Origin of the sequence: Duganella sp. Root198D2, from assembly GCF_001428585.1 — a bacterium.
In the GTDB taxonomy this organism is placed as follows: domain Bacteria; phylum Pseudomonadota; class Gammaproteobacteria; order Burkholderiales; family Burkholderiaceae_D; genus Rugamonas.
Window position 1 is genome coordinate 46254 of record NZ_LMIC01000005.1, and the last position, 23944, is coordinate 70197.

The following is a 23944-nucleotide window of genomic DNA, read 5'->3' on the forward strand; positions in this document are numbered from 1 at the left end:
GCAATGAGCACCACCAAAAACGGTCAGCCAGAAGCCCGAGAACTCACGAAAGGCAGCCTGGCGGCCTTCAAGGGCCTGCTGCCCTTCCTCAAGCCTTACCGCAACCGCTTCGTCATCGCAGGCATCGCGCTGGTGGTCGCCGCCGCCTCCACGCTGGCGATTCCGTATGCCTTCAAGCAGATGATCGACCTGGGCTTCGGCGCCGATGCGGGCGTGCGCAGCGCGGCCCACGTGAATCAGGTGTTCCTGGCCCTGTTTGCGGTAGCCACGGTGCTGGCGCTGGCGACCGCGGCGCGTTTTTACAGCGTGTCCTGGCTCGGCGAGCGCGTGACCGCCGATATCCGCAACGCGGTGTATTCGCACGTGGTGCAGCAAAGCCCGGAATTCTTCGAGACCACGAAAACGGGCGAAGTGCTGTCGCGCCTGACCACCGACACCACCCTGATCCAGAGCGTGGTGGGCACCAGTATTTCGATGGCCCTGCGTAATGTGCTGCTGTTCCTGGGCGGCCTGGTGATGCTGTTCATTACCAGCCCCAAGCTGTCCTCGATCATCATCGGCCTGCTGGTGCTGACCGTGCTGCCGATCGTGATCTTCGGCCGCCGCGTGCGCAAGCTGTCGCGCGATTCGCAGGACCGCGTGGCTGACGCCTCGGCCATGGCCGGCGAGATCCTGAACGCCATGCCGACAGTGCAAGCCTTCACCCACGAAGGCCTGGAAGCGAAGCGCTTCGGCAGTTCCGTCGAAGGCGCTTTCAGCACGGCGATGCGCCGCATCCAGGCGCGTGCCTTCCTGACCATGCTGGCGATCGTGCTGGTATTCGGCACCATCGTATTCGTGCTGTGGCTGGGCGCGCACGCGGTGCTGGAAGGCACCATGACCGGCGGCGACCTGGGTCAGTTCATCCTGTACGCCTCCATCGTCGCCGGCGCGATCGGCGCACTGTCTGAAGTCATGGGCGAGGCCCAGCGTGCGGCCGGCGCCACCGAACGCCTGCTCGAGCTGCTGGCCGTTCGCTCCGATATCCAGAACCCTGCGCTGCCCCAGGCCCTGCCGCCGCGCGCCGCCAATGGCGCGGCCCTCAGCCTGTCGGACGTGACGTTCAGCTACCCATCGCGTCCCGACACCCTGGCCCTGGACCATGTGACGCTCGACATCAAGCCGGGCGAAACCATTGCCGTCGTCGGCCCTTCCGGCGCCGGCAAGACCACGCTGTTCCAGATGCTGCTGCGCTTCTACGATCCGCAGTCCGGCGCAATCCGCCTGGACGGCACCGATATCCGCCTGCTGGACCTGCACACCCTGCGCGGCGCCATCGGCATCGTGCCGCAGGATACCGTGATCTTCTCGGCCGACGCGATGGAGAACATCCGTTACGGCCGCGCAGACGCGACCGACCAGGAAGTGATCCAGGCCGCGCGCCTGGCCGCTGCCCACGAATTCATCGAGCGCCTGCCGCACGGCTACAAGTCCTTCCTCGGCGAACGCGGCGTGCGCCTGTCCGGCGGACAACGCCAGCGCATCGCCATCGCACGCGCGCTGCTGAAGAATCCTCCACTGCTGCTGCTCGATGAAGCGACCAGCGCACTGGACGCCGAATCCGAACGCCTGGTGCAAGGTGCGCTGGAAGCGGCCATGGTTGGCCGTACCACCATCATCATCGCGCACCGCCTGGCCACCGTGCAGCGCGCCGACCGCATCATCGTCATGGAAGACGGCAAGATCGTCGAGACCGGCACCCACCAGACGCTGGTGGCGCTGGGCGGCATCTACGCCAACCTGGCGGCGCTGCAGTTCCATCATGTCCACGTGACGCATTGAGGCGCAACGTGACCGACGCTGAACTGCGCCAGGGTTGCCATACGGTCCTGCCGGGCCATCGCCAGCCTTCGCCGGCCGCAACCTTTGCCGCCATGGCCGCCTGGTGCGAAGCCAACGGCATTGCCCACGACGTGTATGGCGAAGGCGAGCTGATCCAGTCCTTCGAGCAGAAGACCGCCGGCCTGCTGGGCTTTGAGGCGGCCGCCTTCTGCATCACCGGCACCATGACCCAGGTCACGGCGCTGCGCCTGGCCTGCATGGAGCGCGCCAGCCGCCTGGTGGCGCTGCATCCAACGGCGCACATCTTCAAGCATGAGCGCAGCAATCACCAGTTGCTGGAGCATTTCCAGGCCATCCAGCTGGGCGACCTGCATCGCCCGTTCACGCTCGGCGAGTTGCAGTCCGTGCCGGATCGCCTGGCCGCCGTGTCGCTGGAACTGCCCGCGCGCGAACTGGGCGGCCAGTCGCCGCGCTGGGATGAACTGGCAGCGATCAAAAACCACTGCCGCGAACAAGGCATCCACTTGCACATGGACGGCGCGCGCCTGTGGGAAGCTGCTGCAGGATATGGCCGTTCGCCGGCCGAAGTGGCGGCAGGCTTCGACAGCGTCTACGTTTCACTGTACAAGGGTATCGGCGGCCTGGGTGGCGCCATGCTGCTGGGCAGCCGCGCCTTCATCGCCCGCGCCCAGGAATGGTTCCGCCGCCAGGGCGGCAACGTGATCCACCGCACGCCATACGTGGCAGCCGCCGCGATGCAGTTCGATGCACGCCTGGCGGCCATGCCGGAATATTTCCGCCGTACGCAATGGCTGTACGACACCCTGCGCGACTACCCGCGCCTGCGCGCCAATCCTTCGCAGCCGCATGCGAACATGCTGCATATCCATGTGCCGCTTGAACGCGACCGCCTGCTGCAGATTCGTAATGAAACTGCCGCCCATCACGGCGTATGGCTGCTGAACCGCGCGGCCCATGCACAACTGCCCGGCACCAGCTATACCGAATGGTATGTCGGCGACAACCTGCTCACATTATCGGACGAACAAGTCCGCCACGCCCTCACTTTATGGAGCGACGCGCTATGAGTTTTGCTTCGCTGGACCTGATTGACGGGCTCCTTCGCACTCTCGAATCGATTGGCTACAACACACCGACGCCAATCCAGAAACAAGCTATCCCCGCAATCCTGGCAGGCCGCGACCTGCTGGGCGCGGCGCAAACCGGGACCGGCAAGACCGCCGCTTTCGCCCTGCCCCTGCTGCAGCGACTGACCATGGAAGGCGGGCCGGCCGCGCCGAACCATGTGCGCTGCCTGGTGCTGGTTCCCACCCGCGAACTGGCCGACCAGGTGTACCAGAGCTTCCACAGCTATGGCTTCCACCTGCCGCTGCGTTCCGCCGTGGCCTATGGCGGCGTGCCAATGGACCCGCAACTGGCGAAACTGCGCAAAGGCCTGGACGTGCTGGTGGCGACGCCGGGCCGCCTGCTCGACCTGCACCGCAAAGGTGCCATTGAGTTCGGCCAGTTGACAGCCCTGGTGCTGGACGAGGCGGACCGCATGCTGGACCTTGGCTTTGCCGCCGACCTGGACCTGCTGTTTGCCGTACTGCCGGCCGAGCGCCAGACCTTGCTCTTCTCGGCCACCATGCCGGATCCGATCCGGGCAATGGCCAGGCAATTGCTGCGCGATCCGCTTACCGTGCAGGCCAGTGCGCCCAACACGGCAGCGCGAACCGTGCGCCAGATGGTGTTCACCACCGACAAGCGCAATAAGCCGGAGCTGTTCGTGCACCTGCTGCGCAAGGAAGGCTGGGGCCAGGTGCTGGTGTTCGTCAAGACCCGCAAGGGCGTGGAGCAACTGACCGCCCTGTTGCAGGGCGAAGGCATCTCGGCCGATTCGATCCATGGCGATAAGCCGCAACTGGCCCGCATCAAGGCGCTCAAACGGTTCAAGGCCAACGACGTGCAGATCCTGGTGGCGACCGACGTCGCCGCCCGCGGCCTCGATATCGAAGCCCTGCCGCTGGTGGTCAATTTCGACTTGCCGACCGTGGCGGAGGACTATGTGCACCGCATCGGCCGCACTGGCCGCGCCGGCGCCGAGGGCGAAGCTATTTCGCTGATTTGCGCGGATGAAGTCGAACTGCTGCGGGCAATTGAAAAGCTGACCGGCGCCGTCCTGCCGCGCCTGGAGGAAGCGGGCTTTGAAGCGGACCACCGGGTGCCATCGACCGGCGCGCCAAGCGCGCCAGCCGCTCGCGCTCCCGCCGCCAAACCGGCGCGCGGCGCTGCCAAGCCTGCGAAAGGCGCCGCAGCCGGCACTGCGGCACGGCCCGCAGTCAAGCAGCCGGCGCCGGCGCGCGATGAAACGCCACGCCCTGCAGGCGGGTTCGGCGGACTGAAGGAAGAGCTGCCGCCGAAAGAAAAACAACGCTCGCGCGGACCGATCTACGGCGCTCGGGCGGGAAGCCCCGGTGCAGGCGCCAGCGGTGGGCGTTCTGGCACTGGCGCCTCCGGCGGGCAAGGCGGCAAAGTCGTGGTGACCGCAACGCGCGGCGCCAAATCGACCGCCCGCGCTGCCGGCCGTGCCGCCTCCAAGCCAGGCGGCCGCGGCAACAAACGATAAACGGAGAAACGAATGAAGCAGTACAAAGAATTGATCAGCACCGTACTGGAACAGGGAAGCTGGCAGGACAACCGCACCGGCATTCGCACCCTGAGCGTGCCGGGCGCCATGATGCGCTTCGACATGAACGACGGCTTCCCTGCTGTCACGACCAAGAAGCTGGCCTTCAAATCGGTGGTCGGTGAGCTGTGCGCCTTCCTGCGCGCCTCCCGCAGTGCCGCCGACTTCCGCGCCCTGGGTTGCAAGGTCTGGGACCAGAACGCCAACGAAAATGCGCAATGGCTGGCCAACCCGCACCGCACCGGCACCGACGACCTGGGCCCGGTGTACGGCGTGCAGTGGCGCCAGTGGCCAGGCTACAAGGTGCTGGACGCCGGCGCAGCCGCGCAGATCGAAGACGCGGAACGCAACGGCTTCCGCCAGGTGTCGCCGCTGGAAGAAGACGGAGTACAGAAAGTCCTGATGTACAAGGCCATCGACCAGCTGCGCGAATGCCTCGACACCATCGTCAACAACCCGTCGAGCCGCCGCATCCTGTTCCACGGCTGGAACCCGGCCGTGCTGGACCAGGTGGCGCTGCCGGCCTGCCACCTGCTGTACCAGTTCATCCCGAACGCCACTACGCGCGAAATTTCGCTGTGCCTGTACGTGCGCAGCAACGATATCGGCCTGGGCACGCCGTTCAATATCGCCGAAGGCGCCGCCCTGCTGCACCTGGTGGCGCGCCTGACCGGCTACAAGGCGCGCTGGTTCAGCTACTTTATCGGCGACGCGCACATCTACGAGAACCACATGGACATGGTGCAGGAGCAGTTGAAGCGCGAACCGCTGCCGCTGCCGCAACTGCATATCAACAGCCGCGTGCCATCGTTCGCCGAAACCGGCAAGTACGAGCCGGAATGGCTGCAGAAGATCGAGCCTTCCGACTTCACGCTGGAAGGCTACCAGCACCACGCGCCGCTGACGGCGCCGATGGCGGTTTAAGCCGTTTCGTCCTGGGGCACGATGCTGCCCCACCAGCGGTTGGCGACGGCCTCGCCGTCCCGCTCCAGCAGGAACTGGTAGCCGCGCTGCGCGGCTTCCTCCAGCAGGCGCGGCTCATTCAGCGCCGCTTCGCGCAGGTGGTCAACGCCACGGCGGTCGCCTTCTGCCACCAGCACGCGTCCATACATCAGCGAGGCACGCGGATACGGGCCGCCTGCGCGCTTCATCAGTTCAACCAGGGCCGGTTTGGCGCCAGCCGTTTCTTCGAATTCCAGCTTCAACGTCGCCAGTTCCATCAAGTCCTGCACCGACAGTTTGGCCAGCGGCGATGCTGAAAGCTCGACGATGCGCGCGCGCGACGTCTTCACCTGGCGGAAGCGATGCACCCAGCCGCGTGAATTGACTTCCCACCAGTCCTGGTCCAGTTCCGCTTCCAGCCTCTTGCCCACGCCGGACGCCAGCATCACATCGGCCGCGCTGGTCTCTACGGGAGGGGGCATGTCCGGCGCCATCTCCATAGCATCCAGCCGCTCGCGCAGGCAGGGATGGGTATCGTCAAGGTCAGAGCGCGCGGCCCAGGCAGCGTCCAGCGCTTTTTTTGTGGCCCATTCATCGTAATTGACCTTGATTGCCATCCGCATCGACGCAAACGGCATGAACGGCGGGCGTTCCAGGCGGTCCGCGTTTTCATACATGCTTGGCCAGAAGTCACGGGCAATCCAGTCACCCAGCAGGCGGGATCGTACCAGTACGTTGGCGGTGGCTGTGTGGCCGGCCATTTCGACTGCTGTGCGGTCGGCCTCGTATTCATCCTGGCGCGACAGCACAAAGGTGTAGGCGCTGTAATACGGGAAGAAGTGTTTCAGGGCGCGGACAATCGCCGCGCTGAGGACGTTGTCGTCCGCACTGCTTTCCAGGTGCTGGTACATGGCGACGAACAGGCGGCGCTGGCGATAAATGCGGGCGGAGCCCTTGCCATGGTCGCCGCACAGGTGGCCGTACTCGTGGGCCAGCACGGACAGCATTTCCTTCGGCGTGGAACCGAGCAGGAAAGGCAGGCCGAGCAGCAGGTAGTTGCGATAGCCGCCGAAAAGGCCGAAGCGGGCATGCTGGACGATCGCCGCGTTGTAATCGTCCGTGATCAGGACGTGCTCGATACGCGGGCCTTTCAGCTTGCCGTACAGCTTGTCGAGGATGTCGAACAGCTTCGGCGCTTCGTCGCGGCTCAGTTCACGGCCGACCGGCGCATCGAGGCGCATCAGCATCACGCGCAGGACAACAAAGATCAAGGACAGCAGGAACAGGCCGGCCAGGCCTGTCTTGATCATCGCAAAGGCGCGATGCGATTCAATCGCCCAATGCACGAGCATGACAAATAATGCAAGCAGCCCGGCCAGCAATCCAAACAGGATGGCATAGGCGGCCAGGCTGATCGCAAACACTTTGCGGCGGAATGCCTCCGGGCTGGCATTTGAATCCAGTTCCAGCCGGCGGACTAAGTGCTCAAACGCTTTGTATTCCAATCATGCTCCTTAATTAAAACTCTTCCCAATCTCCCACCTGGCTATTGGCGACCTTGCGCGATGCCGGCGCCTTGCCGTCACGCTGGGCCGGCCTTGCCTTGGCCGGCAATGCCGGCCTGGTGCGAACCGCCTGGATCACCGCGCGTGCCTGCACCGCCGCAGGATGCTCGCGGCGCTGGCCATCGATCTGGAACACGCTGACAATCTTCGACAGGCTGTTGGCCTGGTCTTGCAAGGCCGTGGACGCCGAAGCTGCCTCCTCCACCAGCGCCACATTCTGCTGGGTGATTGTATCCATCTCGTTGATGGCCTGGTGGATTTGTTCCAGGCCGGCAGTTTGTTCCTGCGTAGCACTGGTAATTTCTCCCATAATATCAGTCACGCGCTGAATGCTCGTCACGATTTCCTTCATCGTGTGCCCGGCCTGGTTCACCAGCTTGGCTCCACTTTCCACTTTGCCAACAGAATCGTCGATCAACTGCTTGATTTCCTTGGCCGCGGCGGCCGAACGCTGCGCCAGGTTGCGCACCTCGCTGGCGACCACCGCGAAGCCGCGGCCCTGCTCACCGGCACGCGCCGCTTCCACAGCCGCATTCAGCGCCAGGATGTTGGTCTGGAAGGCGATGCCGTCGATAACGGCGATGATGTCCACAATCTTGGTCGACGATTCGTTGATCGATCCCATGGTTGCCACCACCTGTTCCACCACTTCGCCTCCCTTGGTTGCGATCGATGATGCCGAAACGGCAAGCTGGTTGGCCTGGCGTGCATTGTCGGCATTCTGCCTGACGGTGCTGGTCAGTTCCTCCATCGAGGAGGCGGTTTCCTCCAGCGACGCGGCCTGCTCGCCGGTGCGGTCCGACAAGTCCATATTGCCTGCCGCGATCTGGGCCGATGCGCTGGAAATCGTGTCGCTGCCGCCGCGCACTTCGGTCACGATGGCGCCCAGGTTGTCGCGCATCTTGTCCAGGGCGCGCAGCAGTTCGCCGAATTCGTTGTCCGAATGTTTGGTGGCCTGGCCTTTCAGGTCGCCATCGGCAACGCGGTGCGCCACGTCCATGGCTTCCGCCAGGGGTTCGGAGATCGCCTTCATCAGTACCAGGCCGGCGAATACGCTCAGGGCCAGGCCGCAGACCAGGACCACGGTTACGGTGGTGCTGTTGCGGCTCAGGCCCGCTGCGACCGCGGCGGCATCGGCCTCGATACGCTTGTCGGCGTGTTCAGTCAACGTCTTCAGCGCACCGTCGCCGATACGATAGGACGGATTGATCTTCTTGATCAGGACCGTTTCCGCGTCGTCCCAGCGGTTTTCCTTTACTGCCGCCGTGGCGGCCCGGACGTGTTCCACTCCCAGGCCATCGCTCTTGGCGAACCAGTCTTCGGCCAGCTTGCGCTCTTCCGGCGTCTTGATGCTGGCCAGGTAGCTCTCCCAGCGCTTGTTCACGCGCGCCGTCACTTCGTCCACGATGTTGAAGTGGTTGGTCAGCGGGTGGTCATGCAGCTTGCTCCAGGCGAAGTCCGGATTATGCTGCAATGCCTGCAGGATCTGGCTGCGGCCCGTTTCCATGTCCAGGCGGATGGCGTTGCGCTCCGCGATGTTCTTCTGGTTAGCTACCGTAACGTCCTTCACCAGGCCGACCGAGCGCTCCGCGCTCAGGATTCCGAGGCCGCCAATAATCGCCAGCAGGCCAATCAGCAAACCCAGCACGCCTACCAGCAGGGTCTTGATTTTGAAATTATTGAACATCGCTCACTCCTTTACCAAACATTTGAAAAACTGATGCAACCGGCCACGCAGCTCCGAAACTTCGTCGAATTCGATATAGGTGATATCCACCAGGTCATCGAGTTCGCGCAGCAGCGTGGTTTTAATCGGCGCGCCTTTCCACACCAGGAACAGGATAGGTGTTCGGCGCCCTTTGAATATGTGATAGCTCAACTCGAAAGCGCTGCTCTCACTCATCCCAACACGGATGTTGAGCATGACGTCCGCCTGGTCCAGCAATGCAAGCCGGTGGCGGCGGAAGTTCTGCGGCGTGAACGGCAAGCCCTGGCTGCGCTCGAACGAGGCACGGAAGGTCTCCGCACTCTCGGCCTGCAAGCCGGTCAGGTAGTCGAAGGCATGCGGCAAGCCGTTGGCGCTGTCGATCATCTGCATGATCTCGTTGATCATGCGCTGCTCGTGTTCGTTCGATTCGGTGAAAGGCTGGCGAATGAAGACCTTGAGCGGCTCCACCCCGACGCTGCGCTGGCGCGATTGGGCGCGGCGTTCCGGCACCTGCCAGGCTGCCGCAGCCAGGTCTGCTGCGCCGGGCACGGGACGCGGCGCCGGCGGCGCCTGGCGCAGTTCGGCGCCGCCCATGGCATGCAGTTCCTGCAACGAGCGCACGGTGGTGTTGTCGGCATGCTTGCGTGCTTCCGCCGCTGCTTCCGCTGCGGCGATCGTGGTAAACATCACCGTGCCGGAAGCCAGTGCCGCCATGCGCAGGCTGCGTGTGGCGGCAATGGCCACGCGTTTCTCGTCCACCGTGACCACGGCCATGGCGATTTCACGCAGGGCCAGCAAGCCTAGCAGGGTTTCGTCTTCGATGGTACTGACCGGCACTTCACCCGCCTCCAGTACAGCAGCCGTTATTTCGCTGGCGCACAGCGAGTAGCCGGCGTCGGCCAGCTCGCGCGCCAGCGCCACGGCGCGCGCCTGGTCGGACTTGCGCACCCGCATATAGACATATCCGGCCTGCGGGATGCGCACGCCGGCGCCCAGCTGGGCTTTCATGAAAGCCTCGCCGAAGGTGGTGCCGGTTCCCATCACCTCGCCGGTGGATTTCATTTCCGGCCCGAGGATGGTGTCGACACCGGGGAATTTTGCAAACGGCAAAACCGACTCCTTGACGCTGTAATAAGGCGGAATCACCTCCGCGGTAACACCCTGCCCTGCCAGCGATTGGCCGGCCATGCAGCGCGCCGCGACCTTGGCCAACTGCACGCCGGTCGCCTTCGAAACGAAAGGAACGGTGCGCGAGGCGCGTGGATTCACTTCCAGCACATACACCCGGTCCACCATGCGGGCGTCGGCTTTCTGGCGCTGGACCGCGAACTGGACGTTCATCAGGCCCACTACATTCAGGCCCTGGGCCAGGCGCACCGTCTGGCGCTTGATTTCCGCCACGGTGGCATCAGACAGGGAATACGGCGGCAGGCTGCAGGCCGAATCGCCGGAGTGGATGCCGGCCTGCTCCACGTGCTCCATCACGCCGCCGATCACGACCTGGCTGCCGTCGCTGACGCAGTCCACGTCCACTTCGATGGCGTCGTTCAGGAATCGGTCCAGCAGCACCGGCGAGTCATGCGAAACCTTGACCGCCTCGCGCATATAGCGTTCCAGGTCGGCGCGCTCGTGCACGATTTCCATGGCGCGGCCGCCCAGCACGTAGGATGGGCGCACCACCAGCGGATAGCCGATTTCCTCCGCCATGGCCACGGCTTGCTGCTCGGTGCGTGCGGTGCGGTTGGACGGCTGGCGCAGGTCCAGCTCAAACAGCAGCTTCTGGAAGCGTTCGCGGTCTTCGGCCGCATCGATCATGTCGGGCGAGGTGCCGATGATCGGCACGCCGTTCGCTTCAAGCGCCAGGGCCAGCTTGAGCGGGGTCTGGCCGCCGTACTGCACGATCACGCCTTCCGGCTTTTCGATGGCGACGATTTCCAGCACATCTTCCAGCGTCAGCGATTCGAAGTACAGGCGGTCGGAAGTATCGTAGTCGGTCGATACGGTTTCCGGATTGCAGTTGACCATGATGGTCTCGTAGCCGTCTTCGCGCATTGCCAGCGCCGCGTGCACGCAGCAATAGTCGAATTCGATGCCTTGGCCGATCCGGTTCGGGCCGCCGCCCAGCACCATGATCTTGCGGGCGCCGGTCGGCTCGGCTTCGCATTCCTCGTCATAGGTGGAATACATATAGGCGGTGCGGGTCGCGAATTCGCCGGCGCAGGTGTCGACGCGCTTGTACACCGGGCGGATGCCCTGGGCGTGGCGCTGCTTGCGCACCGCATCTTCGTGCACGCCAAGCAGGTCGGCCAGGCGGCGGTCGCCGAAGCCTTGCTGCTTCAGCCGGCGCAGCACCGCGCGGTCGAAACCGCCCAACTGCTGCGTGGCTACCCATTCCTCGACTTCCACCAGGTCCTGGATCTGGGCCAGGAACCAGGGATCGATATGCGACAGGCGATTCACCTCCGCCAGCGACATTCCCTGTGCGAAGGCCTCGCCCACGTACCAGATACGTTGCGGGCCTGGCAGGCCCAATTCCTGTTCGATCACGTCGCGGCCGGTGGCGATGCGCTGCAGGCCGTCAACGCCGATATCGAGGCCGCGCAGCGCCTTCTGGAACGATTCCTGGAAGGTGCGGCCCATCGCCATCACTTCGCCCACGGATTTCATTTGCGTGGTCAGGCGGTCGTTGGCGCCGGCGAACTTCTCGAATGCGAAACGCGGGATCTTGGTCACTACGTAGTCAATCGCGGGCTCAAAAGAGGCCGGGGTGGCGCCGCCGGTAATATCGTTCTGCAGTTCGTCCAGCGTGAAGCCGACTGCCAGCTTGGCCGCGACGCGGGCAATCGGGAAGCCGGTCGCTTTGGAAGCCAGCGCGGAGGAGCGCGACACACGCGGGTTCATTTCGATCACGATCATGCGGCCGTCCTGCGGATTGACCGCAAACTGCACGTTCGAGCCGCCGGTATCGACGCCGATCTCGCGCAGCACGTCCAGCGAGGCATTGCGCATGATCTGGTATTCCTTGTCCGTCAGCGTCTGGGCCGGAGCGACGGTGATCGAGTCGCCGGTATGCACGCCCATCGGGTCCAGGTTTTCGATCGAGCAGACGATGATGCAGTTGTCCTTGCGGTCGCGCACCACTTCCATCTCGAATTCCTTCCAGCCGATCAGCGATTCCTCGATCAGCAGTTCAGAAGTCGGCGACAGCTCCAGGCCGCGCAGGCAGATGGCGGTGAATTCGTCGGCAGTGCGGGCGATGCCGCCGCCGCTGCCGCCCATGGTGAAGGACGGGCGGATGATGACCGGGAAGCCGAGGCGTTCCTGCGCCTGCCAGGCTTCGGCCATGGTATGGGCAATGCCGGAACGCGCCGACTGCAGGCCGATACGCTCCATGGCTGCCTTGAACTTGGCGCGGTCCTCGGCGCGGTCGATGGCTTCCGGTGTAGCGCCGATCAACTCCACATTGAAGCATTCCAGCACGCCGTGGCGGTGCAGGTCGAGCGCGCAATTCAGCGCGGTCTGGCCGCCCATGGTCGGCAGCACGGCCTGCGGACGCTCTTTCTCGATAATGCGCGCCACGGTTTCCCAGGTGATCGGCTCGATATAGGTGACATCGGCCATGCCCGGGTCGGTCATGATGGTGGCCGGGTTGCTGTTCACCAGCACCACCTCATACCCCTCTTCGCGCAGCGCTTTGCAGGCCTGGGCGCCGGAGTAATCGAATTCGCAGGCCTGGCCGATCACAATCGGGCCGGCGCCAATGATCAGGATGCGCTTGATGTTGGTCCGCTTAGCCATGGCGTGCGCCCTCCATCATGCTGACAAAGCGGTCAAACAGCGGCGCCAGGTCGTGCGGTCCCGGCGATGCCTCCGGGTGCCCCTGGAAGCAGAACGCCGGTTTGTCGATGCGGCGGAAGCCTTGCAGCGAACCGTCGAACAGGGAAATATGAGTGACTGCGCAGTTATTCGGCAGCGAATCAGGATCGACGGCAAAGCCGTGGTTCTGCGAGGTGATCATGACACGTCCAGTCTCGATATCTTGTACAGGATGGTTGGCCCCGTGGTGGCCGAATTTCATCTTCACGGTGCGGGCGCCGGAAGCCAATGCCATGATCTGGTGGCCGAGGCAGATGCCGAAAGTCGGCACGCCGCGTTCAATCAATTCGCGTGCGGCTTCAATGGCGTAGTCGCAGGGCTGGGGATCGCCAGGGCCGTTCGACAGGAAGATCCCGTCCGGGTGCAGGGCCAGTGCTGCTGCGGCGCCGGCTTTGGCAGGCAGCACCGTCACGCGGCAGCCGCGCTGGGCCAGCATGCGCAGGATATTGGCTTTCACGCCGAAGTCGTAGGCCACCACGTGGCAGCGCGGCTGCACCTGGCGGCCATGGCCGTGGCCCAGCATCCATTCGGTCTCGTTCCATTCGTATGGCGCAGCGGTGCTGACGGTTTGCGCCAGGTCCATGCCGGACAGGCCGGGAAACTCGCGGGCCAGGCGCAATGCCTCTTCCGCTGCGCCGCCGGCGATGATAGCGCCGGACTGGGCACCCTTCTCGCGCAGGATGCGGGTCAGCTTGCGGGTATCGATGCCGGCGATGGCAACCACGCCCTGCTCCGCCAGCCAGGACGACAGGTCTTGCTCGCTGCGGAAATTCGATGCGAGGAAAGGCACGTCTTTCACCACCAGGCCTGCCGCGTGGATCAAAGGCGCTTCGCCATCTTCGCGGTTGACGCCGGTGTTGCCGATGTGCGGATAAGTCAGCGTGACAATCTGGCGGCTGTAGCTTGGGTCGCTCAGGATTTCCTGGTACCCGCTCATGGCGGTATTGAATACGACTTCGCCAGCCGTGGAGCCATTGGCACCGATCGAGGTGCCTTCAAACAGGGTGCCATCAGCCAATGCGAGAATAGCGCGCCCGGCATTCCCTTGGGGATGCTTGAGTGGGTGTTTCATCAGGGGTTCTCCTGGGGTCCATATCGTTATAAAACCAACAAACAGAATTACTCAGCAGTAATTCCTAGCGCGCTGGAAGCTACGATACGCCGGCACACCCCCGCCAAAACTCTCCAAACGTCACAAGGCCCCGTTCCAAGGCCAAAATACATTGCGGTGGCGCAATTCCGCAACGTGACCGGATTGCAAAGTGCTCCGATATATAATGTCGGCCATGACGAATTTGACCATTATCGTTGCCACAGATTCCAGTAATGGCATCGGCATCAACAACACTCTTCCTTGGCACTTGCCGGAGGACCTGGCGCACTTCAAACGCCTGACTTCCGGCCACCCGATTATCATGGGCCGCAAGACCTTCGATTCGATCGGCCGCCCTTTGCCCAACCGCCGCAACATCGTCATCAGCCGCAACGCGCAATGGCAGCACGACGGCGTGGAGCGCGTAGGCTCGCTGGACGAAGCGAAGGCCCTGATCGCCGGCACCGACGAGGCATTCGTGATCGGCGGCGCGCAGGTGTACCAGCAAGCCTTGCCGCTGGTTGATAAGCTTGTAATCACCCGCATCGGCCGCACTTACGAATGCGATGCATTCTTCCCGGCGCTGGCGGCGGGCGAATGGCAGGAAGTAGCGCGCGAGGAGCACGTTTCGGCAGCCGGGCTGCCTTATTCATTCATCAGCTTTATCAGGAACTAAAACATGTCCGGACACGGTTTCCACGTCCACGGCCCGCATGACCACGCCGTGGAACACGCAGCACACAGCAACGACAAATTCTCCGGCAACATCGCCGTGACAACGGCCATCCTGGCTACCGTGGGCGCCATCTTCGGCTACCAGGGCGGCGCTACGCAGAACGATGCAGCCCTGTTCAAGAACAATGCGGCCATCGCCAAGACCGAAGCGTCGAACCGCTGGAACTACTACCAGGCCAAATCGTCCAAGCAAAACCTGGCGGAGCTGGCCATGCTGCTGCCAAACGCCGATGTGGAGAAGTTCAAGGCCGAGGTGCTGCGCTACAAGGAAGAGAAGGACGCCATCAAGAAGGATGCCGAGGGATGGGAAGCAAAATCGACCGACTGGGACCATAAATCGGATCACGCCCTGCACAAGCACCACCAGTGGGCACTGGCCACCACGGCCGAACAAATCGCCATTGCGTTGGCCGCGATCACCCTGCTGACCAACCGTAAATGGCTGATGTATGCCACCTACGGCGTGGCGGCGGTGGGCATCGGCCTGGGCGTGATTGCGTTGCTGTAAAGTTTTTTCCCCCGGGAGCGTAAATTCTGCGATACTCCCGGTCTTATTTTTTTGAGGCGCTTGGTCGCGCCTGGAGACCATCGATGAAATTCCGCTTCCCCATCGTCATCATTGACGAGGATTTCCGTTCCGAGAACACGTCCGGCCTGGGTATTCGTGCCCTGGCCGCGGCGATGGAAAATGAGGGCATGGACGTCCTGGGCGTGACCAGTTACGGCGACCTGGCGCAATTTGCGCAGCAGCAGTCGCGCGCCTCCGCTTTCGTACTGTCGATCGACGACGAAGAGTTCGGCGGCGGCACGCCGGAGGAAACCGACAACGCACTGAAATCGCTGCGCGCGTTTGTCGAAGAAATCCGCTACAAGAACGCTGACATCCCGATCTACCTGTACGGTGAAACCCGCACTTCGCGCCATATCCCTAACGATATCCTGCGCGAGCTGCACGGCTTCATCCACATGTTCGAGGACACCCCGGAATTCGTGGCGCGCCACATCATCCGCGAAGCCAAGTCCTATCTGGACAGCCTGGCGCCGCCATTCTTCCGTGCCCTGGTGCACTACGCGAACGACGGCTCCTACTCCTGGCACTGCCCGGGCCACTCCGGCGGCGTGGCGTTCCTGAAGTCGCCGATCGGCCAGATGTTCCACCAGTTCTTCGGCGAGAACATGCTGCGCGCCGACGTCTGCAACGCGGTGGAAGAGCTGGGCCAGCTGCTGGACCACACCGGCCCGGTCGCCGCGTCCGAGCGCAACGCTGCCCGTATTTACAACGCCGACCACGCCTACTTCGTCACCAACGGCACCTCCACCTCCAACAAGATGGTGTGGCATTCGACCGTGGCCCCGGGCGACATCGTCGTGGTTGACCGTAACTGCCACAAGTCGATCCTGCACTCGATCATCATGTGCGGCGCGATCCCTGTGTTCCTGATGCCGACCCGGAACAACCTCGGCATCATCGGCCCGATCCCGCTCGAGGAATTCACCATGGAGAGCATCGAGCGCAAGATCGCCAACAACCCGTTCGCCCAGGCTGCGGTGAACAAGAAGCCGCGCATCCTGACCATTACCCAGTCGACCTACGACGGCGTGGTCTACAACGTGGAAACCCTGCGCGAAATGCTGGACGGCAAGATCGACACCCTGCACTTCGACGAAGCCTGGCTGCCGCACGCCACCTTCCACGATTTCTACAAGAATATGCACGCGATCGGCAAGGACCGCCCGCGCGCCAAGGAGTCGATGATCTTCTCGACCCAGTCGACCCACAAGCTGCTGGCCGGCCTGTCGCAGGCTTCGCAGGTGCTGGTGCGTGACTCGGAGACTGTGAAGCTGGACAAGGATGCCTTCAACGAGGCGTACCTGATGCACACCTCGACTTCGCCGCAGTACTCGATCATCGCCTCCTGCGACGTGGCAGCAGCCATGATGGAAGCGCCGGGCGGCACCGCCCTGGTGGAAGAGTCCATCCTGGAAGCGCTGGACTTCCGCCGCGCGATGAAGAAGATCGACGAAGAATGGGGCCAGGACTGGTGGTTCAAGGTCTGGGGTCCGGACAGCTTCGCCGAAGAAGGCATCGGCTCGCAGGAAGACTGGATCTTCACCGAAGACAGCAAGAAGTGGCACGGCTTCGGCGACCTGAAGGCGGGCTTCAACATGCTCGACCCGATCAAGGCCACCATCGTCAACCCGGGCCTGTCGCTGGACGGCCAGTTCGGCGAGACCGGCATCCCGGCGTCGATCGTGACCAAGTACCTGGCGGAACACGGCGTGATCGTGGAGAAGTGCGGCCTGTACTCCTTCTTCATCATGTTCACCATCGGCATCACCAAAGGCCGCTGGAACACGCTGCTGACCGCACTGCAACAGTTCAAGGACGACTACGACAAGAACGCCCCGATGTGGCGCATCCTGCCGGAGTTCTCGGCTGCCAACCCGCGTTACGAACAAATGGGCCTGCGCGACCTGTGCCAGCAGATCCACGACTTCTATAAAGCCTACGACGTGGCGCGCCTGACCACCGAGATGTACCTGTCGGACATGGTGCCTGCAATGAAGCCGTCGGACGCTTTCGCCAAGATGGCCCACCGCGAAATCGAACGCGTGGCGCTGGACGACCTGGAAGGCCGTATCACCTCGATCCTGCTGACGCCTTACCCGCCGGGCATCCCGCTGCTGATCCCGGGCGAGCGCTTCAACAAGACCATCGTGGACTACCTGCGCTTCGCACGTGACTTCAACGAACGCTTCCCAGGCTTCGAGACCGACGTGCACGGCCTGGTCAAGCGCGAAGTGAACGGCCGCAAAGACTACTTCGTCGACTGCGTCAGGCAGTAAGCTCGTCCCGCAGAAAGAAGCCCGCACAGGACGCAAGTCCCTGCGGGCTTTTTTGCATTCATGGCCGCCTCACGCTGGCGTTCAGGAGACGCCAACTGCGCAACCACGAGATAGTTGAGTATTCCGCCAGCATTCAGATACTTTGAAATATGACTCTACCCGCCGACGGTCGTGCGGGCGATGCGATCGCCGACAGGGCGACAGCTGCGATGCGCGATTGAGCAAGCTCAATCCAATGGACTGAGTTCGCTCTATAGTTGAACTTCAGTCCGCACCGAGGGGAGAATCTATGGCGCTTTCAGCTTGCATTCTCGCGGCCGGGAAGGCGCCTGCAAATGCCAGCAACAAGCTGCGGATCGACCTGACCGACGCTGGAGTCTCCGTCCTCGAAGCGCCACAGGAAAGCGACGCTTCCATCCTCTTGTTCAAACACTGGGATAGCGAACTGGCTGCGACCTTGCATGTGGCGGGCGCGCGGCAGATGCTGGCCATCTGCTGCGAACCTGGCGAACTGGCGGCCGACGCCATGTGGGAAGTTCTGGCAGCCGGGGCGTCCGACCTGCTCCTGTGGCGCAATGGCGAGGCAATCCTGCCGCAGGTCCTGGCTCGCCTGGAACGCTGGCAAAATGTCGCACAGCTCATGTCGTCCGACCGCATACGCGCTTGCCTGGTCGGGCAAAGTGCGCCGTGGCTGCACATACTGCAAAGCCTGGTCGAGGTGGCGGCCTTCACCGACTCCCCTGTCCTGATCACCGGCGAAACCGGGACCGGCAAAGACTTGCTGGCGCAAACCGTCCATCGCCTGCATGGGGGGCTGGGGCCGCTCACGGTGGTCGATTGCACCACACTGTCGCCAGAACTGGCCGGCAGCGAATTGTTCGGGCACGAGCGCGGCGCTTTCACCGGCGCCTACAGCGCGCGCGACGGCGCTTTCGCCGCTGCCAATGGCGGCGTGCTATTCCTCGACGAAGTGGGCGAGTTGCCGTTGCCGCTGCAGGCGCAGCTCCTGCGCGTGATCCAGGAGCAGCAATATCGTCGCGTCGGCAGCAATGACTGGCACCCAACGCGCTTCCGCCTGGTGTGCGCAACAAATCGGGACCTGGAGGCCGAAGTTGAGCGCGGGACCTTTCGCGCCGACCTTTACTACCGTATCGCGGCGTGGCGCTGCCGTACGCCACCGTTACGCGAACGGCAGGGCGACATCCTGCCGCTGGTGCAGCACTTCCTGCGCCAGTTGAGCGGGCACGATGTCGACCTCGATCCCGCCGTGCGCCAATACCTGCTCACCCGCAGCTACCCGGGCAATGTACGCGACCTGCGGCAGACCGTGGCACGCATCTGGCATCGGCATATCGGCCCGGGGCCGCTCACCATCGGCGATGTACCAGCGGAAGACCGGCCGCCCGGAGGAGCATCATGCTGGCCAGATGCAGCTTTCCTGAGTGCCATCGGGCGTGCGGTGGACCTTGGAGTCAACCTTGCACGCATTGGCCAGGCGGCGACCGACACAGCGATCCAGCTCGTGCTGCAGCAGGAAGGCGACAACAACCAGCGCGCCGCGCTGCGGCTGGGCGTGACTGACAGGACATTGCAACTGCGCCGCAAGGCACGCATTGCGCCTGCTTAGCCCTGTCTAAGCACGGCCAATCAGGCGCAGCAGGTTGCCGCCCAGGACCAGGGCTTCGTCCCCTGTCCCCAGTCGCAGCAAGCGGATCTTTTCCAGTTCCACGCCGGGATGCAGCCAGGGCCCGTCCGAACCGAACAAGATCTTGTGCGCACCAGCGCGGCGGATCGCCTGATCCAGCAGGTCGAAGCGCCGCACACCGGCAGTGTCCGTGTAGATATTCGGGTGCCTCGCCAAGTGGTCGATCAATGCCAGCTGCGCGGCCCAGTCGTCGGCAAAGCTGCCAAGATGGGGCAGGATGAAATTCACATCCGGATATTGCTCGGCCAGCAGCTCCGCCACCGATGTCACTCCGACCGGGTCGTACAGTACCGGCAGTCCAAAGCGGCGCGCCGCTTCACAGACTTCGCCGGTGATCGGCGCGTCGTGCCGATGCAGCTTGATGCCGGCAAAACCATACTGCTCCACCGCCTTGCGCACCAGCACGGCGATCCGCCCTGCGTCGCGCCTGGCGTGCACGAAAGCGAACGCAAGGTAGCGCTCCGGCTGCGCCGCCACCAGGCGCGCCACGCCAGCGTTGGCGGCACCGTAATCGGAATGGAAGGCGGCCAGCAGCACGGTGCGGTCGATACCGGCCTCCCTCGCGCGCCGGGCATACCGGCCCAGCGCGGCGTTACTGTCCCAAGGGCCGGTCAAGCCGTCACCGGGGCCGGCGTGGCAATGGCAGTCGATGATCATGACTTGCCGAAGTGCGGGGCGTGGGTACGCAGGGCGTCCAGCACGGCACGCCGCACTGCTTGCGGGCTGCCGTCGCTGTCGCCGGCCCCCTGTGCGGCGCTGCCGGCAATGCGCACGAAGCGGCGCGCCACCTCCAGCTCGCGGTCCACTTCCGGCATTTCCTGGATTTCCATTTCCATTTCCAGAGCATTGCTTAGCGCCCCACCCAGCGCGCGGCCAAGCGCTGTGCCGACTCCGGGAATCGGGATGAACGATCCCAGCGCGCCGCCGACAAACGGCAAGGCCTTCTTTGCAATCCCCTTCAGGATGCCACCCAGTGGCTTGGCGACTTTCTTGATGCCCTTCCACACGCCTTTGAACATCTTGCCGAGGAACTGTTCAAGTTCCTCTTCGCTTTGCACGCCCAGCAGCTCCATCGCCAGCTCCATTTCCTGCTGGGGGCTGAACGGGCCGTGCCGGCAGCGCTTGCAGCCGCAGGGCGCTGCATGCTCTTCGCCCAGCACTTCGAACTCCAGCTCCCGGCGCTGGTTGGTCAGTACGCCTTGGTGATGCCGGAACATCGTGTCGTGCAAAATTCGTTCGCGCCGGCGGCGATCGGCGTCGTCCGCCAGGTTGGCCGCGATGTAGACGCTGACATCAGATGGCCGGATGCCCATCATGCCGGCGCAGATGCGGTGCTGCGCCAGGCGCTGGCCCATGTGGCGGGCCTGGCCGCTGTAACCCCGGCGCTGGCCATTCACGGTGAATTCGAGGTAGTACAGTCCGGGTCCGTGTGTACGCGTATCGGCTGGTGCCCGGTCAAGCGTGGTAACCGGTGCATAGGCCGGTTGCAGGGCAAGCGGCATCCGCCCGACGGCCTGGGCGATGGTCGGCGGCAGTTCATTGTCGCCATCGCGGTCGCCCTCATCCGGACCCGGCTCGTCGCCGGCCGGCGGCTCAAGCAACGGTAGTGGCTCAAACACCGGCACACGGTAAGGCCAGCCTCCCCCAAACACTGGCGCTGGGCGCGATCTGCGGGCGGGACGCGCACGCGGCCGTCCCATTGCGCGGGCAGCTTTAGGCCGCCACTCAAATTCCATCGTCTCAAACATGCAGCACCTCCATCAGTTTTCCGATTGAGCGGGCGGCATAGGCAACCTGCTGTGCGCTGTGGTCAGCCCGCAGCAACAAAGTCAGGATTTGCCTTGCCGGTGTTCCCTGCAACAGCACTTCAACGCCGGCCAGCGACAGTTCGTTTCTTAATGCCTGGCCATCGCACGACGGCGGCAGCACGACGCGCTGAACCGGAAACTCGCCGCCCAGGCAATCGATCCCGTGTGCAGCCAGGGCCGCCTGAAGTTGCGCTATCCGATCCCTCAAGCGCTCGCGCAGCGCCCGGCCCACCCTGCGATTGGCGGCCAGCGCACAGCGGCCAGCCGCAATCGCAGCCAAGGATGGCGGGCTGCAATGGACCCGTGTCGCGCTGGCCGCCATAAATCTGCCCAGCATCCTGCGCGGCCCGGCGAGTACCGCCAGCGGCGCCCCGAAGCCCTTGGCCAGCGATGCGCCCACCAGTACCGGGGCGCCGCCAAGGCCATGTTCCGCCACCGATCCGCCGCCATCGACTCCCAGCAGGCCGAGCGCCTGTGTGTCATCCAGCAGCAGCATGCCGCCGCTGGAATCCGCGATGTCGGCGTAGGCCGCCAGCGGCGGTGCCGCAGCATCGCCCGGGGTATAGCCGTCCGACAGGATCACCGGCCTGCGCCCGGCGGTACGCCAGCGCAGCGCCATGGCCGCTGCCTGTGCTGCATTACAGTGGCTGAAGCACTGCAGGGGAACGCCTTGCGCACTGGCGCGTTCGGCGCCCCAGCGCGCCACCGGATAGGCGGCGCTGTCGACCAGCAGTGCCACGCGGGCGCTCGCCAGCCAGCCGAACAAGTCCCAGAACAGGTGCAGGCTGGAGGGAAGCAGGCAAGCCGCTTCGCAATCCATCAGGGTGGCAAGCGCGGCGCCAAGTTCCGGCTCACCCGGCACCGGTTCCATTGCCGCCGGCTTCCCCAGCGTCAGCTCATCCCACGCCAGCAGCGACTGCGCTGGATGGCGCATGCCCAGGTACAGGGCGCTGGTGAAGTCGGCGCGCACCGCTGCCTCACGCCGTGCGCGGCATGGCCTCCAGCCGCTGCCGCAGCAGCACCGACGGCATGCTGGACTCCAGTTTCGGATTCGCAGTTTCCGAAGTCATGTCAACACCGGTAACTGCGCGGTAGGCATGCATATAGCCCTGCGCCTGCGGGCGCCAGAAACGCGCCCACGCAAAGGCCTCGGTCGGGTCGTACACATCGCTCCAATGCGTGTAGCGGATCGACAGCAGCAACTGCTCGCCGAACATGGCCAGGTCGCGGAAATGGGCGATGCTGGTGTCGCTCCAGCCTTGCACCTTCTTCATCGCGTCCACCCGGTCCATCCACGGCTCTGGATGCGCCACCATCAGCCGGGTGGGCAGGAATTCTCGGAACTCCGGGCGCGCCAGCATCCATTGCTGCATCAGCATCTCTATGCGTGCCGTGGACGGCAAATCGCCGAACTGGTTATGCGCACCCTGCGACAGGATCAGGTGCACTTCCTTCAGCGCGTTCAGGATCGGGAAGGCGTCGGCCTTGACCGTGGTGTCGTCGTCCTGGCGATAGAACGGCATCAACTGGCGCAGCAGGTTGTGAAAGGCTTCGACGAATTTGGAACGGCTGTCGGCTGGGCGGAAGTCGCGCACGGCCCTGCCGTCCAGGTGGATGCCGTAATGGTGGTCGTACTCGTAATTGCGGCGCACCACGCTAAGGCGATGCTGCTCGTCCTGTACATAGCCCCACAGCAGGTTGTTCAGGGGACGCAGCATATCCACTTCCATATTGGCCAGCGGATCGGGGCCGTTGCCATGCGCGGGCGAGCGCACGTTCTGGAAGCGGCGAGTGATCGCGTTCATGGTCTGCACCAGCATCCCCTCTTCCTGCCAGTACGACCAGATCAGCTCCATCATGCAGGGATTGACCAGGCGGTCGCGGATAAAACCCGCGCACAGCTCGGCGTCATGGTGCTCCTTGTGGTCCATATGGATGCGCACATCGGGCAGCTTGCTGCGGATCAGGGCCAGGTATGGCAAGATCCTGGTCTTCGGGTCCAGCGAAGACAGGTAGCGCTTGACCAGTTCCTCCTCCAGCTTGCGGTCGTCGGGCAGGTCGCGCCGGTCCAGGTATTCAGCATCATCCTTGCCGCGGAAGGCATATGGGGTGCGCAGCACGCCGCAATTGACCATGACGAAGGCTTCGGTGGCGGCCTTCAGCACGCGATAGGAGTCCGAGTCGCTGAACGGCAAGGCGCGCCGCTTTTCGAGCGAACGGAAGGCGTGTTCCTTTTCGTGGAAGCGCTCGCGCTCGAACTCGGGGACAACGCCGCCGGCGTTGTGGCAGAACAAGTGATCGACGAAGAGCTGGTAGTTGTTGAAGGACAGCGCCTCGGCGCTGTTCCGGATCAAGGTCCAGTGGGCGATGACGGGGCGCCACTCCGCCTCGGTGCGCGAGGCCTGGGTCGTGATCTTGCCGGCCACCTGCAGCGGGCTTGGTTCGTCGACGATCACCTGCCTGGCGTTGCGGTAATGGGCAGCGTCGTCCGGATCGATCGCGCCGGCGTCGTCATAGGCGCGCATGTAGACGCTCACCGCCACCTCCGCAGTGCCGACGGAGTTCAGCCGCGCGCTCGATTCGACCCCGTCCCTGCCCTGGCTTTGCAAGGGTGCTTCCGGCACGTAGTACATGTCCGGCATCGGGTTCGTTTCTTTCGCATCGTGCTTCACTGTCACCCATGCCTGGTCGCCCACCAGCCCATGCAGGCGCGACAGCTTTTCGCCATTGGAGTAGAACTCTGTCTCCAGGCGGAAGCGGGTGTCCAGCTCATAGGCGCATTCGCCGCGCATGTCGCCATCGCTGATACCGATCAGCCGTCCCCTGATCATATTCCTGTCGAATGGACTGGCGTTCATGTACAGCACGATATAGAACCCGTTTTCCAACCCCGCGAACTGGCCATCGCCGGCGGGACTGGTATGCGTATGGGCGACCAGGGTCCATGCCGGATTCGCATCGACGGCAGCCTGCTGGCCGTCGATGCGCTTACTGGCTTTCAATGCATCGGCTTCAGCCTGGGTCAGCTTGTACAGGTTGAGTTTTGCATGCATGACCGGGACGGGGCCGTTGGCCGGCGTCATTGCGCGTACATGCACGTCGATCCGGCCATGCCCGCCACCGGATTTCGCCTGTGTTACGTTCTTTGCCATGAT

General features: G+C 63.8%; 16 protein-coding genes. 8 read left to right on the forward strand and 8 right to left on the reverse strand.

Going from position 1 to position 23944, the window contains the following annotated elements:
- The first annotated feature begins 3 nt into the window (after positions 1-3).
- The 4 genes from ASE26_RS07540 to ASE26_RS07555 are packed head-to-tail and all read left to right on the forward strand — an operon-like array spanning position 4 to position 5434.
- Entirely contained in the window at positions 4-1821 is a 1818-nt protein-coding gene (locus ASE26_RS07540; protein WP_055926389.1) for an ABC transporter transmembrane domain-containing protein, read from the forward strand.
- Positions 1822-1829: 8 nt separating this feature from the next.
- Positions 1830-2909, forward strand: coding sequence for a low specificity L-threonine aldolase (locus tag ASE26_RS07545; protein WP_055926392.1), 1080 nt, complete (start codon positions 1830-1832; stop codon positions 2907-2909).
- Positions 2906-4450, forward strand: a complete 1545-nt coding sequence (locus ASE26_RS07550) for a DEAD/DEAH box helicase (RefSeq protein WP_055926395.1) — start codon at positions 2906-2908, stop codon at positions 4448-4450. The genes ASE26_RS07545 and ASE26_RS07550 overlap by 4 nt, the downstream gene beginning before the upstream one ends.
- 12 nt (positions 4451-4462) lie before the next feature.
- Entirely contained in the window at positions 4463-5434 is a 972-nt protein-coding gene (locus tag ASE26_RS07555) for a thymidylate synthase (RefSeq protein WP_055926398.1), read from the forward strand.
- On the opposite strand, the gene ASE26_RS07560 is transcribed toward ASE26_RS07555, so the two are convergent.
- From ASE26_RS07560 to carA, 4 genes are read right to left on the reverse strand one after another with little or no spacing between them, the layout of a single operon-like run.
- The gene (locus ASE26_RS07560) at positions 5431-6957 is read right to left on the reverse strand and encodes a M48 family metallopeptidase (protein ID WP_055926402.1); all 1527 of its coding nucleotides are present in this window, start codon (positions 6955-6957) and stop codon (positions 5431-5433) included. The genes ASE26_RS07555 and ASE26_RS07560 overlap by 4 nt on opposite strands.
- 13 nt (positions 6958-6970) lie before the next feature.
- Positions 6971-8704 carry a methyl-accepting chemotaxis protein gene (locus ASE26_RS31930; protein ID WP_055926404.1) on the reverse strand — a complete coding sequence of 578 codons (1734 nt, stop codon included), beginning with the start codon at positions 8702-8704 and terminating at the stop codon, positions 6971-6973.
- 3 nt (positions 8705-8707) lie between these two features.
- Positions 8708-12523: a carbamoyl-phosphate synthase large subunit gene (gene carB / locus ASE26_RS07570; RefSeq protein WP_055926407.1), complete on the reverse strand. Its 3816-nt coding sequence runs from the start codon at positions 12521-12523 to the stop codon at positions 8708-8710.
- Complete coding sequence (carA, locus tag ASE26_RS07575) at positions 12516-13673, reverse strand: glutamine-hydrolyzing carbamoyl-phosphate synthase small subunit (protein WP_055926409.1); 1158 nt, start codon at positions 13671-13673, stop codon at positions 12516-12518. Before carA ends, carB begins: the two co-directional genes overlap by 8 nt.
- 214 nt (positions 13674-13887) lie before the next feature.
- On the opposite strand from carA, the gene ASE26_RS07580 reads away from it, so the two are divergent.
- From ASE26_RS07580 to ASE26_RS07595, 4 genes are all read left to right on the forward strand, one after another.
- Complete coding sequence (locus ASE26_RS07580; RefSeq protein WP_082507157.1) at positions 13888-14370, forward strand: dihydrofolate reductase; 483 nt, start codon at positions 13888-13890, stop codon at positions 14368-14370.
- A gap of 3 nt (positions 14371-14373) precedes the next feature.
- A complete protein-coding gene (locus tag ASE26_RS07585) occupies positions 14374-14937 on the forward strand; it encodes a DUF4337 domain-containing protein (RefSeq protein ID WP_055926414.1) in 564 nt (187 codons plus the stop codon).
- Positions 14938-15020: 83 nt separating this feature from the next.
- Positions 15021-17276 (forward strand): arginine/lysine/ornithine decarboxylase, encoded by a 2256-nt coding sequence (locus tag ASE26_RS07590; RefSeq protein WP_055926417.1) that lies wholly within the window; start codon positions 15021-15023, stop codon positions 17274-17276.
- A gap of 289 nt (positions 17277-17565) precedes the next feature.
- Positions 17566-18903, forward strand: coding sequence for a sigma-54 dependent transcriptional regulator (locus ASE26_RS07595; protein ID WP_055926420.1), 1338 nt, complete (start codon positions 17566-17568; stop codon positions 18901-18903).
- 6 nt (positions 18904-18909) lie between these two features.
- On the opposite strand, the gene ASE26_RS07600 is transcribed toward ASE26_RS07595, so the two are convergent.
- From ASE26_RS07600 to ASE26_RS07615, 4 genes are read right to left on the reverse strand one after another with little or no spacing between them, the layout of a single operon-like run.
- Positions 18910-19638: an amidohydrolase family protein gene (locus tag ASE26_RS07600; protein WP_055926423.1), complete on the reverse strand. Its 729-nt coding sequence runs from the start codon at positions 19636-19638 to the stop codon at positions 18910-18912.
- Positions 19635-20729: a hypothetical protein gene (locus ASE26_RS07605; protein WP_156397881.1), complete on the reverse strand. Its 1095-nt coding sequence runs from the start codon at positions 20727-20729 to the stop codon at positions 19635-19637. The genes ASE26_RS07600 and ASE26_RS07605 overlap by 4 nt, the downstream gene beginning before the upstream one ends.
- Positions 20722-21759: an aminotransferase class I/II-fold pyridoxal phosphate-dependent enzyme gene (locus ASE26_RS07610; protein WP_055926429.1), complete on the reverse strand. Its 1038-nt coding sequence runs from the start codon at positions 21757-21759 to the stop codon at positions 20722-20724. The genes ASE26_RS07605 and ASE26_RS07610 overlap by 8 nt, the downstream gene beginning before the upstream one ends.
- Positions 21760-21766: 7 nt before the next feature.
- The gene (locus ASE26_RS07615) at positions 21767-23941 is read right to left on the reverse strand and encodes a hypothetical protein (RefSeq protein ID WP_055926432.1); all 2175 of its coding nucleotides are present in this window, start codon (positions 23939-23941) and stop codon (positions 21767-21769) included.
- Positions 23942-23944: the final 3 nt, after the last annotated feature.

Coding starts and splice junctions, on each gene's coding strand:
- ASE26_RS07540 (WP_055926389.1), top strand. CDS start 4: ATGAGCACCACCAAAAACGGTCAGCCAGAAGCCCGAGAACTCACGAAA.
- ASE26_RS07550 (WP_055926395.1), top strand. CDS start 2,906: ATGAGTTTTGCTTCGCTGGACCTGATTGACGGGCTCCTTCGCACTCTC.
- ASE26_RS07555 (WP_055926398.1), top strand. CDS start 4,463: ATGAAGCAGTACAAAGAATTGATCAGCACCGTACTGGAACAGGGAAGC.
- ASE26_RS31930 (WP_055926404.1), bottom strand. CDS start 8,704: ATGTTCAATAATTTCAAAATCAAGACCCTGCTGGTAGGCGTGCTGGGT.
- carB (WP_055926407.1), bottom strand. CDS start 12,523: ATGGCTAAGCGGACCAACATCAAGCGCATCCTGATCATTGGCGCCGGC.
- carA (WP_055926409.1), bottom strand. CDS start 13,673: ATGAAACACCCACTCAAGCATCCCCAAGGGAATGCCGGGCGCGCTATT.
- ASE26_RS07580 (WP_082507157.1), top strand. CDS start 13,888: ATGACGAATTTGACCATTATCGTTGCCACAGATTCCAGTAATGGCATC.
- ASE26_RS07585 (WP_055926414.1), top strand. CDS start 14,374: ATGTCCGGACACGGTTTCCACGTCCACGGCCCGCATGACCACGCCGTG.
- ASE26_RS07590 (WP_055926417.1), top strand. CDS start 15,021: ATGAAATTCCGCTTCCCCATCGTCATCATTGACGAGGATTTCCGTTCC.
- ASE26_RS07595 (WP_055926420.1), top strand. CDS start 17,566: ATGGCGCTTTCAGCTTGCATTCTCGCGGCCGGGAAGGCGCCTGCAAAT.
- ASE26_RS07600 (WP_055926423.1), bottom strand. CDS start 19,638: ATGATCATCGACTGCCATTGCCACGCCGGCCCCGGTGACGGCTTGACC.
- ASE26_RS07605 (WP_156397881.1), bottom strand. CDS start 20,729: ATGTTTGAGACGATGGAATTTGAGTGGCGGCCTAAAGCTGCCCGCGCA.
- ASE26_RS07615 (WP_055926432.1), bottom strand. CDS start 23,941: ATGGCAAAGAACGTAACACAGGCGAAATCCGGTGGCGGGCATGGCCGG.